This window comes from Loktanella sp. DSM 29012 (genome assembly GCF_900110705.1).
GTDB classification, from domain to species: Bacteria; Pseudomonadota; Alphaproteobacteria; order Rhodobacterales; family Rhodobacteraceae; genus Loktanella; species Loktanella gaetbuli.
This window is the reverse complement of sequence record NZ_FOEJ01000001.1, coordinates 32,506-46,840: the sequence shown is the minus strand read 5'-3', so window position 1 is coordinate 46,840 and position 14,335 is coordinate 32,506. Positions and strand designations below refer to the sequence as shown.

Below are 14,335 nucleotides of genomic sequence, written 5' to 3'. Positions count from 1 at the left end.
GCACGCAAATGTCCGCTGATTTTCTGTACGGGATCGAGGTCGTCATCAACGGCCTCATGGCTGGTGTCATGTACGCGCTTGTGGCCCTTGGGTTTGTGCTGATCTTCAAGGCGTCCGGCATTTTCAACTATGCCCAAGGTGTGATGGCCCTGTTTGCGGCTCTGACGCTGGTGGGCGTGATGGAGGGCCAGGTGCCGTTCAGCCACCTGATCAACGCGGTGTTCGGCACTGAAATCCATCACTTTGGCTGGACCGTTCCGGCCTTTGCCGCGATCCTGGTGACACTGGGGGTGATGATATTCTTTGCCTGGGCGGTGCATACCTTTGTTTTCAGGCATTTGGTTGGACAGGAGCCGATCATTCTGTTCATGGCAACCATCGGTCTGGCCTATTTCCTCGAAGGCGTGGGCGACCTGATGTGGGGGTCGGATATCAAAACGCTGGCCGTCGGCCTGCCGCAGGGTGGTTCGCTATTCGTCGAGGATCTGACCGCCGGGCTGGGTGGCGATGATTTCTACGGCTTCTTCATCGACAAGCTGGACATGGTCGCCACGCTGGTCGCTATCGTGCTGGTCGCGGCCCTGATCGGGTTTGCGCAATACACCAAGCAGGGCCGCGCCATGCGTGCGGTGGCGGATGACCATCAGGCCGCACTGAGCGTGGGCATTTCACTGAACTACATCTGGGTGCTGGTCTGGTCGCTGGCGGGGTTGGTCGCACTGGTGGCTGGCGTGATGTGGGGTGCAAAGTCCGGCGTTCAGTTTTCGCTGTCGTTGATCGCGCTCAAGGCGCTGCCGGTGCTGATGCTGGGTGGCTTCACATCCATCCCCGGCGCCATCGTCGGCGGCCTTATCATCGGGGTCGGTGAAAAATTGTTCGAATACATGATCGGCCCGATGATCGGCGGGGCAACGGAAAATTGGTTTGCCTATGTGCTGGCGCTGATCTTCCTCGTGTTCCGCCCGCAGGGCCTGTTCGGGGAGAAGATCATTGAAAGGGTTTAACGAGATCAAGACCGCCCGCGCCGGGTTGATTACGGCCTGTTTCGGGGCCGCGACCTGCGCATTGTTTGCGATGCTGGCAATCCAGGAACAATCGCTGCTGTTGCTGACCGGTGCGGCGGCGGGGGCATTCTACGGCAAGGTCGGGTTCTTGCGTTACAAAAAGGGCGACGAATAGATGCTGTACCGCGAAGCAGGTGATTTCAAGACGACGTACAAGGCGGACAGCCAGACGTTCCCCATCGCGTTCGACCGCTGGCGCTATTGGGCGGTGCTGGCCGTGGCCTGGTTGGTGATCCCGTTCGTCATCAACGACTACTGGGCGAACGCCATTCTCGTGCCGTTCCTGATCTATGCGATTGCGGCGATCGGGTTGAACATCCTGACGGGGTATTGCGGGCAGGTCAGCCTGGGTACGGGCGGTTTCATGGCCGTCGGCGCCTACGCCTGCTACAAGCTGATGACGTCCTTTCCGGATGTGTCGATGCTGGTGCACATCCTGCTGGCTGGCGGCATCACCGCGATTGTCGGGGCGGCCTTTGGTCTGCCCAGCCTGCGGATCAAGGGATTCTACCTGGCGGTGGCGACGTTGGCGGCGCAGTTTTTCCTCGTGTGGTTGTTCAACAAGGTGTCCTGGTTCTACAACTATTCGGCCTCGGGTCAGATCAATGCGCCCGAACGGTTCGTTTTCGGGCATGCCGTGACGGGGGCCAATACGACACCGGCAGCGCAATACCTGATCTGCCTGCTGTTCGTGACCGGCTGTGCGCTGCTGGCGCGGAACCTGACGCGCGGCACCATTGGCCGGTCGTGGATGGCGATCCGCGACATGGATATCGCCGCTGAAATCATCGGGGTTGATCCGCTGAAGGCCAAGCTGACGGCCTTTGCCGTGTCATCGTTTTTCATCGGTATTTCCGGCGCGCTATTCTTTGCGGTCTACCTTGGGGCCGTCGAGGTCGGTGAGGCATTCGGCATCAACAAGTCGTTCCTTGTGCTGTTCATGTGCATCATCGGCGGTCTTGGCAGTCTGTTCGGCAGCTTTGCCGGGGCGGCGTTCCTGGTGCTGCTGCCTGTCGCGCTCAAGGTGTTGGGCGTCGATGTGCTGGGCTGGCCCACACAGATCGTCAGCCACCTGCAATTGGTCGTCGTCGGCGGTCTGATCATGTTTTTCCTGATCAAGGAACCGCATGGCCTGGCGCAGATGTGGCGGCATATCAAAGAGAAATTACGGCTGTGGCCGTTTCCGTATTAGGCTCGTGCGAGGAGGCACGGGTTTATCGAAAGACCGGGGCAAAGCCCGGCATTTCACAACTGGGAGGAAGACAATGAAGTTTACGACATTTTCGGCCGCGGCCATCGCGGGTCTGATGGCGGCCAATACCGCGGCGGCAGAACTGGTCATCCCCGACCTGTCCTATCGCACGGGTCCCTATGCGGCAGGCGGTATTCCGTTCTCGGACGGGTATCAGGACTATTTTGCCCTGCTGAATGCGCGTGATGGCGGCATCGGCGGCGAGCCTGTCCGAATCGTGGAATGCGAAACCGGCTACAACACCGAAAAAGGGGTGGAATGCTACGAGGCGACCAAGGGCGAAGGCGCGCTGGTGTATCAGCCGCTGTCCACCGGCATCACCTATCAGCTGATCCCGAAGGCAACCGCTGACGGTATTCCGATCCATACCCTGGGCTACGGTCGGACGTCTGCCGCCGAAGGCGAGGTGTTCAACTGGGTATTCAACTATCCCGGCAACTATTGGGACGCGGCATCCGTTGCGGTGAATTATCTGCTGGATGAAAACGGTGGCGACCTGTCCGGCAAGACGATCGCGCTGGTCTATCACAACAGCGCCTACGGCAAGGAGCCGATCCGCACACTGGAAGAGCTGTCGGCAAAGCACGGGTTCACGCTGAGCACGCTGGCCGTCGATCATCCCGGTCAGGAGCAGAAATCACAGTGGTTGCAGATCCGCCGCGAGCGTCCCGACTACGTTGTCATGTGGGGCTGGGGTGTGATGAACCAGGTCGCGGTCCAAGAGGCAGCGAACGTCGGTTTCCCGATGGAGAATTTCATCGGAAACTGGTGGGCGGGTGCCGAACATGACGTGACACCCGCGGGTGCTGCGGCTGATGGCTACAAGTCGCTGAACATGAACCGTATCCAGGATTATCCGGTGCTGGACGAAATCCAGACGATGGTCGTGGATGCTGGCCTTGCGGCGGGCGCGGGCGACAACCTGGGCAAGGTGCTGTATGTGCGCGGCATGTATGCGGCCATGCTGGCGGCCGAGGCCATTGCCAAGGCGCAGGAAATCCACGGTGTGTCCGATATCACGCCCGCGATGATGCGCGACGGCATGGAAGCGCTGGAAATCACCGAGGCGCGCATGACCGAGTTGGGCATGGGCGGAATCGGGCCGGAATTCAGCGTGAACTGTCAGAACCACGGCGGTTCGGGTGAAGGTCTGGTGCAACAGTGGAACGCCGCTGACGGTGTGTTCGTGCCGCTGACCGATTTCATCGCCCCCGACGACAGCGTCATTGATCCTCTGATCACCGAGGACGCGATGGCCTTTGCGGCTGAAAACAACATCACGCCGGGCTGCTTGTAAGCCTGATGTCGGGCGGCCCCTGCCGGGGCCGCCCGATTTTGAGTATTTTTGGCAAGATGATGCAGGGGACACCGCGCCATGCTGGACACCACCGAGACCACGACCGAGACCTTGCTGGAGGTCAACAATATCGAGGTGATCTACAATCACGTGATCCTCGTGCTGAAGGGCGTGTCGCTGAAGGTGCCCAAGGGCGGCATCACGGCCCTGCTGGGGGGCAATGGTGCGGGCAAGACCACCACGCTCAAGGCGATTTCAAATCTGCTGCAATCCGAGCGTGGCGAGGTGACAAAGGGATCGATCCGGTATCGCGGTGACCGCGTGCAGGACCTGACACCGACCGATCTGGTGCAGCGCGGCGTGATCCAGGTCATGGAAGGCCGGCATTGTTTCGAACATCTGACCATCGAGGAAAACCTGATGACCGGTGCCTATACGCGCCGCGACGGGTCCGGCGCTGTCAGCGCCGACCTCGAGATGGTCTACAATTATTTTCCGCGCCTGCGCGAACGGCGCAAATCTCAGGCGGGCTATACCTCTGGCGGGGAACAGCAGATGTGCGCCATCGGGCGCGCGTTGATGTCGCGGCCCGAGACCATTCTGCTGGATGAGCCGTCGATGGGCCTTGCCCCGCAGCTGGTCGAAGAGATCTTTGGCATCGTGAAGGATCTGAACGAGCGCGAGGGCGTGTCGTTCCTGCTGGCGGAACAGAACACCAATGTGGCCCTGCGGTTTGCGCATCACGGCTATATCCTCGAGTCCGGCCGCGTCGTGATGGAGGGACCTGCTGCAGAATTGCGCGAAAACCCGGACGTCAAGGAATTCTACCTCGGCATGTCCGACGAGGGCCGCAAGAGCTTTCGTGATGTGCGCAGCTACCGGCGGCGCAAGCGCTGGTTGGCCTGAGGCGGGGTCGGCTGCTGCCAGCCGTCCATCGCCGCGATCCCATGACCCATGACTGATATTGCATAACGCCCTGCCGCGGCCATGGGATGACACTTGTCCGCGGATGACCCCAATCAACCCCCGGACAGGAGTGACCGCCATGACCATCTATTTCGACGATCTTGAAACCCGCGATGCACAGACGCGCCAGCTGGCGCAGCTGGCGGGCCTGAAGTCGCAGATTGACCGCGTTGCGGGGTCTGACGCGTCATGGCTTGCGGGTGGGGTGGTCGCCGAATTGGACGATCTGTCCCGTCTGCCAGTGCTGCGCAAATCCGATTTGGGGCGCATGCAGGCCGAAGTCCCGCCATTCGGCGGCATTCCGGTGTCGCACATCAGTCACGTCTTTCAATCGCCCGGCCCGATCTACGAACCCGGTGGCAATGCGCCTGACTGGTGGCGCTTTGGCCGGTTTCTGCACGCCTGCGGCATCGGTCCGGGTGACACCGTCCAGAATTGTTTCGCATATCACCTGACACCCGCCGGCACGATGTTCGAAAACGGTGCCGCCGCGGTCGGTGCACGGGTCATTCCGGCAGGTACGGGCCAGACCGAGCAGCAGGTCATGGCCGCCCATGCGCTGGGTGCGACGGCCTATGCCGGCACGCCGGACTACCTCAAGGTGATACTGGAAAAGGCCGACGAGATGGGTGTCGCGCTGAAGATCACCAAGGCCGCTGTATCGGGCGGCGCGCTGTTTCCACAACTGCGCCAGTATTATGCTGATCGCGGCATCACCTGTCTGCAATGCTACGCCACCGCCGATCTGGGCCTGATTGCCTACGAGGCCGCAGTTGATGACGGGATGATCCTGGACGAACATGTCATCGTCGAGATCGTGACACCTGGCACGGGCGATCCGGTTGCACCGGGCGAGGTCGGCGAAGTCGTCGTCACCACGCTGAACCCGGACTATCCGCTGATCCGTTTCGCAACCGGTGATCTGAGTGCGGTCCTGCCGGGCACCAGCACCACCGGGCGCACCAATGCCCGCATCAAGGGGTGGATGGGCCGCGCCGATCAGACGACCAAGATCAAGGGCATGTTCGTACGTCCCGAACAGGTCGCGGCACTGGTGTCTGTGACAGGTGCGGATCGGGCCCGTGTCATCGCCGACCGGCAGGGTGACGCCGATACGATGGCGATCCAGCTCGAAGGGCTGGACCTTGACACCGAAGCGGCGTCCAAGGCCGTGACGGATATTCTGAAATTGCGCGGCACGGTCACGCTTCATGCGCCCGGCACGCTTCCCCGCGACGGGCTCGTGATCGAGGACCGTCGCAGCTACGATACCTAGAGGATCTCACATGCGGCAATTCCTTCTTGCGACGACACTGATCTGCACTGCGGCCATGGCCGCGGCGCAGGATGCGGCCCTGGTGGTCGGCATTTCGGATTATGACGACCTGTCCGACGTGTCGCGGGCGGATCGCCTGGTCGCAGCGGGTGCCGCCCTGAGGGAACACGGGTTTTCAATCAAGGGTGGGCGCAACCTGGATGTGGATGATCTGTTTTCGCAGGCGCGCGTCTTTTCGGATGAAGCGGAGGATGCCGACCGGATCGTCGTGGCGCTGTCCGGTCAATTCGCGACGGACGGTGCGCTGACATGGTTCATGGGGCAGGATGCACCCGCGCCACAGGATTTTACGGTTGGCCAGCAGGGCATCCTGGTTCAGACGGCGCTGAATGCGCTGGCCCAGGCATCGCAAGGTGCCGTGTTGCTGTTGGGCGAGACGGAGGCCGACACGGACTATGATACCGGATTGTCGGCCGGGATCGGGCCAATGGAGATCCCGAACGGTGTCACGGTTGTGCGCGGCTCGCCCGAGGCGATCGAGGGCCTGATGCGTTACGCGCTGGCCGTGCCCGGAGGCGATGTGATTGCCACTGCCCGCCGGACCCGCGGGGTCGATCTGTCCGGTTTCGTGCCTGACAGCCTGACACTGATCCCCGGCGATGCGGCCGCAGTGCCGACAGAGCGTGTGACCCTGCCCCCCGAACTGACGGCCGCCGCATCCGGCAGCGAGGAAACCGCTTGGACGGCTGCCCGCGCGGCGGACACGCAGAACAGCTATGCCCGCTATCTGGATGCCTATCCGCAGGGCGCGAATGCGGCAAATGCCGTGTCGCGGCTGGCCGAGTTGCGGCGCAATCCGCCCAATCCGCTGCGTGATGCGGAAAATGCGCTGGGCTTGTCGTCCGAGGCACGGCAAGCGATTCAGCGCGATTTGCAGATCATGGGTTTCGACACCCGCGGCATCGACGGAATCTTTGGCCCGGGGACGCGGGGTGCGATCACGGGCTGGCAAGAGCAGAACGGCATCACGGCCAATGGTTTCCTGACCCGCGATCAGATTGCGACGCTGTCGGCACAGGCGACCACCCGCGCCACACAGCGCGAGGCAGAGGCCGCCGCGGCACGGGCGGAACTGGAACGCCGTGACCGGGCATATTGGCAGGAAACCGGCGTGCCCGGCGGCGAGAGCAACCTGCGCGCCTATCTGGAACGGTTCCCTGACGGTCTGTTTGCAGCAGAGGCAAACGAGAGATTGGGCCGCGCACGTGCAACTGCCGAAACCAACGCGGCGGCCGCCGCACGCGAGGCGCAATTGTCACTGGATGCCATCAGCCTGCAACTGGTCGAGGCGCGCCTGTCGCAGCTTGGCCTCGACCCCGGTCGCGTTGATGGCCAGTTGGACGACGACAGCCGCAGGGCGATCCGCCGCTATCAGCGTGACCGCGATCTGGGGGCAACCGGGTATCTGGATCAGGCCACGGTCAGCCAGATGTTGGTCGACGCCTTTCGCTAGCATTGCGCGGCCCGTCCGGTGTTACTGGGCGGGCACGAACCGTTCCAGCAGCAGACGGACAAACCCCTGACGGTCTCCGACCTGTTTCACACCGATCAGATAGGTTTCTGCGTTCACGCGCGGCATCACCTGCGCGTCGGTGCCGGATGGCGTGTCGTCATTCTGTGCAATCTCGCGGCCTGCCACGTCAAACACGACGAGCCAGGGATCACCCGATGGGCCGATTGCATTCGCCTCGATCACCATCAATCCCGCCGCCGGCACGTCTAGGCGGAACCACTGGGTGTCCGACCCCACATCGATATCGGCGCGCAATACGGTTTCCAATGTGCCCAGATCAGTAATCTGAACGCTGCCATCCAGCGGCGGGGCCGCCTCGCCACGGGCATAAAGTCCCATCAGTGCGGCCTCGGGATCATAGGCCGTGACGGTCACATCAATGGGTACGGCCTCATCGCTGAGCGCGTTCAGAGCAATGCAATAGGTGCCGGGTGCCAGTGGGGTCGCAATGTCCAGCCGCGCGTTCAGCCCGTCGAAATCGTCGTTTTCGCCCAGGTTTTCACCGTCAGGGCCGCTGAGGCTGATCAGTGGGTCCGCGTCTTCGTTTTCGGCGGTGATCGTGACTGGCATCGGTTCGGTGAGGTCAAAACTGAGGTAGCCGGTCTCTCCGGCGGCTGTGGCGATCGACAGGGGTGCACCACCGGGCGCAAGTGTTCCGAAATTGACCGTGTCCTGACAGCCCGCACCGGCGGTTCCGGTCGCACCGGGGTCGGGGTCCGGCATGTTGCCCCGCCCTTCTGTCAGGGGGTCCATCTCGGTTCTGCCAATCCGGACAAAGGCTGTCATCGGTCCGCCGTCGTAGCTGGTGATCACGGCGCAGTAGGTGCCCGCATTCAGATCGACCTCGGCGCGGGCTGCCCCGTTGCCGCCCGAATCGTCGTCCGTCAGAATTTCGTCGCCCGCAGGGTCATACAGCGTCAGCACGGGATCGCCGTTGGCGCGACCCTGCGCCTCGATCCGGGTCGAGGTCGGCGCGCTGAGGCTGAAGACGCTCGCATAGCGGTTGCCGTTCAGCACCAGCGCCATCTGTTCGCCGTAGCTGTCCATCGTCGCGATATCCGACGCTGCCGCTGATCCCCCGATCCATTGGCCGTTGCCACCTACTGCGGGGCAGGCGGCGTCCTGGGCTAACAGTGGCGTCGCTGCGCAAAGAGCGATGGCGGAGGTGGCGATCAAGCGGGTCATGACGATCCTGTGGGTTGCGTGCATTTGCCGCTACCTTAGGCCACGCCTTGCCTTTTGGGCTAGTGTGCCGCGCAAAGAAAAAGCCGCGTCCCGTTGCCGGGCGCGGCTTTTGCATTCCGAAGTATCGGGGTGGTTCAGCCCTGACGAGCCTTGAACCGACCTTGCGTCTTGTTGATCACATAGACGCGGCCCTTACGGCGCACGATGCGGCAATCGCGGTGGCGCTGCTTGAGCGAGCGGAGGGAGTTGCGAACTTTCATCGAAAGTCTCCTTCTTGTCGTCGCGGCGCGGCGATGCGCCTTTGGGTTACGGTCTGGGCCAGCGGAGGCCCGGTGAATTCTGGTGGACGATACTGGGATCGAACCAGTGACCCCTTCGATGTCAACGAAGTGCTCTACCGCTGAGCTAATCATCCATTCCGGCCACAGAGGCGCTAGCCCCTTGCGTCGGTCAGGCGGTCTATAGAAGGTGACCGCGAGGGGATCAAGCGCCTTTTGAAGGTTTCGACAATCGCGCTATCTGTTCCCTCTCAACAGGAGCCACGGATGCCGCCCGACGCCTATTCCATTGCATTGCCGCGACGGCGCACCACGGCGGTGGTGTTCGCCTCACCCCACAGTGGGCGGGCCTATCCTGAATCCTTTCTGGCAACCAGCCGCCTTGATTCGCTGGCGATCCGGTCGTCAGAGGATGCTTTTGTCGATCTGCTTTACGATCGGGCACCGGATTTCGGCGCGCCGTTCTTGACCGCCCTTGCGCCACGGGCCTATGTCGACCTCAATCGTGCGCCAGAGGAACTGGACCCGGCGCTGATCGCGGGGGTGCGCCGGATCAGTCAGAACCCCCGCGTATCCTCTGGTCTGGGCGTGATTCCCCGTGTCGTCGCTGGTGGGCGCGCAATCTACACCGGCAGGATTCCGATCGAAGATGCCCATGACCGGATCAGCGCCTACTGGCGTCCCTATCATGACCGGCTGCAAACACTGCTGGACGAATCACGCCGGGATTTCGGCATGGGAATCCTGATCGATTGCCATTCCATGCCGCACGAGGCGCTGGACCAGGCCAGCCAGAACGGCACACGCCCAGAGATCGTGATCGGAGATCGCTTTGGCGCGGCCGCATCGCCGCGCATCGTCGAGGCGGTCGAGGCCGCCTTTGTCGCGGCTGGTCTGCGGGTCGCGCGCAACAATCCCTTTGCCGGGGCCTATATCACGCAGGCCTATGGTCGCCCGTCGCGGCATCAACACGCAATCCAGGTCGAGGTTGACCGTGCGCTCTACATGGACGAGGCAACACTGACGCTGCGCCCCGATTTTGCGGATTTCAAGGCGCTGATCACGGGCGTCCTGTCCCGGATTGCGGCGATTGGTGCACCGCAGGCAGGACAACTGGCGGCGGAATGACGGGGCGCATCAGCGCAGCGCCCGACCCTTGATGATTGCATCTGCTCCGAATCGGGCCCTGATCTTGTCGGCGGCGCGTTCGGCCTGCGTGCGCCGCGCTGCTCCGGGATCCAGAAGGTCACCCTCGCGGTCGGCCTCGGTCACGCCTGTCAGGTCCGAAATGCCGACCCCCAGCAGACGGTAGGCGGGATGCGGCGCAGCCCCGTCGAACAACCCGCGCGCAGTGCGATAGATCGTATCGGCCAGTTGCGTCGGATGCCGCAGCGATTGCCGCCGGGTGATCAATTTGTGATCGGCGCGTTTCAGTTTCAGCGTAACAACGCGCCCGGCCTTTTCCTTGGCCTTGGCGCGGTCAGACACTTTTTCGGCCATGCGCCAGATGTGTCCGTCCAAGATGTCGGGGTCTGACGTGTCCTCGTTGAATGTGGTCTCGTTGCTCAGTCCCTTGACCGGGGTATTGGCGCTGATCCGCCTGCCATCCTCGCCGCGCGCCAGCCGCCACAGCCGGTCGCCCATGCCGCCAAAGCGATCACCAAGGTCGCGCCTGTCCCAGCGCAGCAGATCGTCAAAGGTGCGGATGCCGGCCTGTGCCAACTGGTCCTGTCCGACTGCACCGATCCCCCAGATGATCCGCACGGGTTTGGGGCGCAGAAATGCCGTGGTCTCGGCCTTGCCGATCACGGAGAACCCGCGCGGTTTGTCCAGATCACTGGCAACCTTTGCCAGGAACTTGTTGTGGCTCAGTCCGATGGAACCGGTCAGCCCAAGTTCGTCTTTCATGCGTTTGACGAGACCGGCCAGCATCACGGCAGGCGGTGCGCCGTGCAACCGGGCGGTGCCCGTCATGTCGAGAAACGCCTCGTCCAGCGACAAAGGCTCGATCACGGGGGTCAGGTCGTCCATCATCGCCCGAATGGCGCGGGAGGCAGCGACATAGGCGTCGAATCGCGGTTTCACGATGACGGCGTCGGGGCAGAGTTTCAGCGCCTGAAACATCGGCATCGCGGATTTCACGCCGCGGATGCGGGCAACATAGCAGGCGGTCGACACGACGCCCCGCCGTCCGCCCCCGATGATGACGGGTTTGTCGGCCAGCGCGGGATTGTCACGTTTTTCCACGCTGGCATAGAATGCGTCGCAATCCATGTGCGCGATTGTCAAATCGAACAGTTCGGGGTGCGACAAGATACGGGGCGACCGGCACGCGGGACAGCGCCGCGCGTCGTCAAAGGTCGTCAGGCAGTCGCGGCACAGGCTGGGCATGGCCGCAAGATAAGGGGCACGGCGCATGACAACAACGGGTTTCGACGGCGCAAAGGTCGCCCTGTTCATCGGTGATCGGTTGCTAGTCATCCGCCGCGACGACCGACCCGACATTGCGTATCCCGATCACTGGGATTTTCCCGGTGGCGGGCGCGAAGGGAACGAAACGCCGTTCCAGACCGTGGCGCGCGAAACCTTGGAGGAGGTCGGATTGCCCCTGACACCTGCTGATATCTGCTGGCAGACCTGCGACCGATCCGACAGGGGTGTGGTCTGGTTTTTCGTGGCGCGGCTGCCGGGGGATGCCCGGGTCACATTCGGCGACGAAGGCCAGTTCTGGTGCCTCGCAACCGTGACAGAGGTGCTGCAATGGCCGGATGTCGCGGGCCAGTTGCAAAAACGGCTGGCCAACTGGCTGGCCGGGCAGGCCGCGTGCGACGTCCCGCCTGCGGCACCACCTGTCTGACGCGGCCCTGCAACGGCAACACGGGTTGCACCGGTCCCATGCTTCTTCTGGTTGGAAATACTCCTCGGGGGGGCGGCGCAGCCGCGGGGGCAGACAGCCCCCTGCACACATCGATGCTGACAGCGCCGTCGATCCTTGGCACAAGGCCGCTCAAAGGAGAGCGTGACATGGGCCACTTGCTGGGGATCGATACGGGCGGGACCTATACCGATGCGGCTGTTCTGGACGGCGCCGCGACCCGTGTGCTGGGCCGTGCCAAGGCACTGACCTCGCGGCCTGATCTGTCGACCGGGGTCGCCGCCGCCATTGATGCCGCACTGGCGGCGGCAGACGTCACCCCTGCACAGATCGACATGGTATCGCTGTCGACGACCCTGGCAACCAATGCGCTGGTCGAGGGGCAGGGCGGGCGCGTAGCGCTTGTCTTCATCGGTTTCGATGCGGCAGAGTTGTCGCGCGGTGGCCTCGATGTGGCGCTGAACGGCGACCCGGTCATCGCGCTGGCGGGTGGGCACGACCACGCAGGCAGCGAGGCCGCACCGCTGGACCTTGAATCGCTGTCGTCGCAGGTCGCCGCGCTGGAGGGTGTCACCGGTTTCGCCGTCGCTGCGCGTTTTGCCACGCGTAACCCCGCGCATGAGCGCGCCGCACGCGATGCGATCCGGGCACAGACCGGACTGCCGGTGACCTGTTCGTTCGAACTTTCGGCGGCCCTTGGTGGCCCGAAACGTGCCCTGACGGCGGTGCTGAACGCCCGACTGATCGGCATGATCGCGTCGCTGATCGATGCGGTCGAGGCGCATCTGGCGTTGATTGGAACCGGTGCGCGCCTGATGGTGGTGCGCGGCGACGGGGCGCTGATCCCCGCCGATCTGGCGCGTCGCCGGCCAATCGAAACGATCCTGTCCGGTCCCGCTGCATCCGCTGCGGGTGCTGCATGGCTGACGGATACGTCCCATGCGCTGGTGTCCGACATCGGTGGAACCACGACGGATATCTGCCAGCTGACCGACGGTCGTCCCCGGATCGACCCGCAGGGTGCGCTGGTGGGCGGCTTTCGCACCATGGTCGAGGCGGTCGCGATGCGGACCTGGGGGCTGGGTGGCGACAGCGAGGTGCATCTGCAGGACGGGCTATCGGGCGATCTGCGCCTGGGGCCGCGCCGGGTGATGCCCATTGCATTGCTGGCCGTCAGCCAACCGACACTTGTGCACGCGGCGCTGGATCTCGCACTGACGGCGATCGGACCGCCGCTGGATGGCGGCACCTTTGCCGTCCCGCTGTGGTCGGCCACACCCATGGGGCTGGACAAGCGCGAGGCGTTGGTCGCGAGCCGCCTGTCGGAGGGGCCACGCCGCACCGGTGATGTCGTTCTCAGCCGGATGGAGGCACCGGCGCTGACACGGCTTGTCACACGCGGGCTAGTCATGGTGGCGGGTGTCACGCCATCGGATGCGGCGCATGTGCTGGGCCTGACCGATCAATGGGATGGGACCGCTGCCCAAAAGGCCTTGACGCTCTTTGCCCGGCGCAGGCGTGGCGATGGCAGTCGGTGCGCCGCGGATGCCAGCGCGCTGGCGCGGCGGATCATCGATCAGGTCACCGCGCAGACGGCGGATTGTTTGTTGCAGGCCGCCTTTGCCGATGACCCGGGGGCCTGGGGGGATACCACACCGGATGCGCTGGCGCGGCACCCGCTGACCCGGGCCGGCTTGGCGCGGCACAATGGTCTGATCGCCACGCAACTGTCGCTGGCGGTGCCTGTGATTGGGCTAGGGGCATCTGCGGCCAGCTATTACGGCGCGGTGGGTGACACGTTGCACACCCGGGTGATCGTGCCCGAACACGCCGATGTCGCCAATGCCATCGGTGCGGTGGTGGGGCAGGTGTCGCAGCATGCCACCGGGACGGTCAGCGCGCCGGGGGGCGGTCGGTTTGTCGCGCATCTGTCGGGCGGTCCGGTTTCCTACGGCGACCCTGATACAGCGATGGATACGTTGATCGCGGATTTGACCGCCACGGTGACGGCCCGCGCGGCCGATGCCGGGGTCAGTGACCCGCAAGTCGCTGTCGCGCGTGATATCAATCGCGCCGAGGTCGAGGGATCGGACACATTCTACGGGGCGACCATCCGTGTCACGGCACGTGGCCGCCCCCGCATCGCGAGGGACAGCGCATGATCGGCATCATTTTCGAAGTGACACCTGCACCGGGCAAAAAGGACGATTACCTGGCCATGGCCGCACAGATGCGCCCGTTGGTCGAACAGATTGACGGTTTCATCTCGGTCGAGCGTTTCCAGAGTCTGACCAACCCTGACAAGCTGCTGTCGGTGTCGTTCTTTCGGGATGAAAAGGCATTGGACGACTGGCGCAGGCTGACGGCCCATCGGGGTGCCCAGAAGGCCGGACGCCAAGGCATGTTTGCGGATTACCGTCTGCGGGTGGCCGGGGTGATCCGGGATTATGGCATGTTCGAGCGCGATCAGGCCCCGGCCGACAGCCGCGACGTGCACGGGGCCTAGAGGCCGTCACGTTGCAGCCTCTCACGTTAGCGTCAGGTCCGTTGTCAGTCCCCGCGACCTGCG

14 protein-coding genes and 1 tRNA gene are annotated in these 14,335 nt (G+C 63.6%); 11 read left to right on the top strand and 4 right to left on the bottom strand.

Going from position 1 to position 14,335, the window contains the following annotated elements:
- The first annotated feature begins 8 nt into the window (after positions 1 to 8).
- The 7 genes from BMX27_RS00245 to BMX27_RS00215 all read left to right on the top strand — a co-directional run bounded on the left by BMX27_RS00245 (position 9) and on the right by BMX27_RS00215 (position 7,368).
- Entirely contained in the window at positions 9 to 1,004 is a 996-nt protein-coding gene (locus BMX27_RS00245) for a branched-chain amino acid ABC transporter permease (RefSeq protein ID WP_056029235.1), read from the top strand.
- Positions 991 to 1,179: a hypothetical protein gene (locus BMX27_RS00240; protein ID WP_090157942.1), complete on the top strand. Its 189-nt coding sequence runs from the start codon at positions 991 to 993 to the stop codon at positions 1,177 to 1,179. Before BMX27_RS00245 ends, BMX27_RS00240 begins: the two co-directional genes overlap by 14 nt.
- Positions 1,180 to 2,256, top strand: a complete 1,077-nt coding sequence (locus BMX27_RS00235; RefSeq protein WP_090157941.1) for a branched-chain amino acid ABC transporter permease — start codon at positions 1,180 to 1,182, stop codon at positions 2,254 to 2,256.
- A 73-nt stretch (positions 2,257 to 2,329) separates the two neighbouring features.
- Positions 2,330 to 3,613, top strand: a complete 1,284-nt coding sequence (locus tag BMX27_RS00230) for an ABC transporter substrate-binding protein (RefSeq protein WP_090157940.1) — start codon at positions 2,330 to 2,332, stop codon at positions 3,611 to 3,613.
- Positions 3,614 to 3,691: 78 nt separating this feature from the next.
- The gene (locus tag BMX27_RS00225; RefSeq protein WP_090157939.1) at positions 3,692 to 4,519 is read left to right on the top strand and encodes an ABC transporter ATP-binding protein; all 828 of its coding nucleotides are present in this window, start codon (positions 3,692 to 3,694) and stop codon (positions 4,517 to 4,519) included.
- A 139-nt stretch (positions 4,520 to 4,658) separates the two neighbouring features.
- Positions 4,659 to 5,855, top strand: a complete 1,197-nt coding sequence (locus tag BMX27_RS00220) for a phenylacetate--CoA ligase family protein (protein WP_090157938.1) — start codon at positions 4,659 to 4,661, stop codon at positions 5,853 to 5,855.
- Positions 5,856 to 5,865: 10 nt separating this feature from the next.
- Positions 5,866 to 7,368: a peptidoglycan-binding domain-containing protein gene (locus BMX27_RS00215; RefSeq protein ID WP_090157937.1), complete on the top strand. Its 1,503-nt coding sequence runs from the start codon at positions 5,866 to 5,868 to the stop codon at positions 7,366 to 7,368.
- A 21-nt stretch (positions 7,369 to 7,389) separates the two neighbouring features.
- Here the strand turns inward: BMX27_RS00215 and BMX27_RS00210 are convergent, their stop codons facing one another.
- The 3 genes from BMX27_RS00210 to BMX27_RS00200 form a co-directional block, all read right to left on the bottom strand.
- Positions 7,390 to 8,613 (bottom strand): DVUA0089 family protein, encoded by a 1,224-nt coding sequence (locus tag BMX27_RS00210; RefSeq protein ID WP_090157936.1) that lies wholly within the window; start codon positions 8,611 to 8,613, stop codon positions 7,390 to 7,392.
- A 134-nt stretch (positions 8,614 to 8,747) separates the two neighbouring features.
- Entirely contained in the window at positions 8,748 to 8,873 is a 126-nt protein-coding gene (gene ykgO, locus BMX27_RS00205; RefSeq protein ID WP_083484190.1) for a type B 50S ribosomal protein L36, read from the bottom strand.
- A gap of 80 nt (positions 8,874 to 8,953) precedes the next feature.
- Positions 8,954 to 9,028, bottom strand: a tRNA-Val gene (locus BMX27_RS00200).
- Positions 9,029 to 9,158: 130 nt separating this feature from the next.
- On the opposite strand from BMX27_RS00200, the gene BMX27_RS00195 reads away from it, so the two are divergent.
- On the top strand, positions 9,159 to 10,019 hold the full coding sequence (locus BMX27_RS00195) for an N-formylglutamate amidohydrolase (protein WP_090157935.1): 861 nt from the start codon (positions 9,159 to 9,161) through the stop codon (positions 10,017 to 10,019).
- Between the two features lie 9 nt (positions 10,020 to 10,028).
- Here the strand turns inward: BMX27_RS00195 and BMX27_RS00190 are convergent, their stop codons facing one another.
- Positions 10,029 to 11,282 carry a DNA polymerase IV gene (locus BMX27_RS00190; protein WP_090158683.1) on the bottom strand — a complete coding sequence of 418 codons (1,254 nt, stop codon included), beginning with the start codon at positions 11,280 to 11,282 and terminating at the stop codon, positions 10,029 to 10,031.
- 25 nt (positions 11,283 to 11,307) lie between these two features.
- Between BMX27_RS00190 and BMX27_RS00185 the strand changes: the two genes are divergently transcribed.
- The 3 genes from BMX27_RS00185 to BMX27_RS00175 all read left to right on the top strand — a co-directional run bounded on the left by BMX27_RS00185 (position 11,308) and on the right by BMX27_RS00175 (position 14,272).
- Positions 11,308 to 11,748, top strand: coding sequence for an NUDIX domain-containing protein (locus BMX27_RS00185; protein WP_090157934.1), 441 nt, complete (start codon positions 11,308 to 11,310; stop codon positions 11,746 to 11,748).
- A 167-nt stretch (positions 11,749 to 11,915) separates the two neighbouring features.
- Positions 11,916 to 13,928, top strand: coding sequence for a hydantoinase/oxoprolinase N-terminal domain-containing protein (locus tag BMX27_RS00180; RefSeq protein ID WP_090157933.1), 2,013 nt, complete (start codon positions 11,916 to 11,918; stop codon positions 13,926 to 13,928).
- Complete coding sequence (locus tag BMX27_RS00175; protein ID WP_090157932.1) at positions 13,925 to 14,272, top strand: antibiotic biosynthesis monooxygenase family protein; 348 nt, start codon at positions 13,925 to 13,927, stop codon at positions 14,270 to 14,272. The genes BMX27_RS00180 and BMX27_RS00175 overlap by 4 nt, the downstream gene beginning before the upstream one ends.
- Positions 14,273 to 14,335: the final 63 nt, after the last annotated feature.

Excerpts from the sequence above, each read along its gene's own strand:
- BMX27_RS00180 (WP_090157933.1), top strand. The coding sequence starts at position 11,916 with ATGGGCCACTTGCTGGGGATCGATACGGGCGGGACCTATACCGATGCG.
- BMX27_RS00190 (WP_090158683.1), bottom strand. The coding sequence starts at position 11,282 with ATGCCCAGCCTGTGCCGCGACTGCCTGACGACCTTTGACGACGCGCGG.
- BMX27_RS00210 (WP_090157936.1), bottom strand. The coding sequence starts at position 8,613 with ATGACCCGCTTGATCGCCACCTCCGCCATCGCTCTTTGCGCAGCGACG.
- BMX27_RS00235 (WP_090157941.1), top strand. The coding sequence starts at position 1,180 with ATGCTGTACCGCGAAGCAGGTGATTTCAAGACGACGTACAAGGCGGAC.
- BMX27_RS00215 (WP_090157937.1), top strand. The coding sequence starts at position 5,866 with ATGCGGCAATTCCTTCTTGCGACGACACTGATCTGCACTGCGGCCATG.
- BMX27_RS00185 (WP_090157934.1), top strand. The coding sequence starts at position 11,308 with ATGACAACAACGGGTTTCGACGGCGCAAAGGTCGCCCTGTTCATCGGT.
- BMX27_RS00225 (WP_090157939.1), top strand. The coding sequence starts at position 3,692 with ATGCTGGACACCACCGAGACCACGACCGAGACCTTGCTGGAGGTCAAC.
- BMX27_RS00220 (WP_090157938.1), top strand. The coding sequence starts at position 4,659 with ATGACCATCTATTTCGACGATCTTGAAACCCGCGATGCACAGACGCGC.
- BMX27_RS00245 (WP_056029235.1), top strand. The coding sequence starts at position 9 with ATGTCCGCTGATTTTCTGTACGGGATCGAGGTCGTCATCAACGGCCTC.
- ykgO (WP_083484190.1), bottom strand. The coding sequence starts at position 8,873 with ATGAAAGTTCGCAACTCCCTCCGCTCGCTCAAGCAGCGCCACCGCGAT.
- BMX27_RS00195 (WP_090157935.1), top strand. The coding sequence starts at position 9,159 with ATGCCGCCCGACGCCTATTCCATTGCATTGCCGCGACGGCGCACCACG.
- BMX27_RS00230 (WP_090157940.1), top strand. The coding sequence starts at position 2,330 with ATGAAGTTTACGACATTTTCGGCCGCGGCCATCGCGGGTCTGATGGCG.
- BMX27_RS00175 (WP_090157932.1), top strand. The coding sequence starts at position 13,925 with ATGATCGGCATCATTTTCGAAGTGACACCTGCACCGGGCAAAAAGGAC.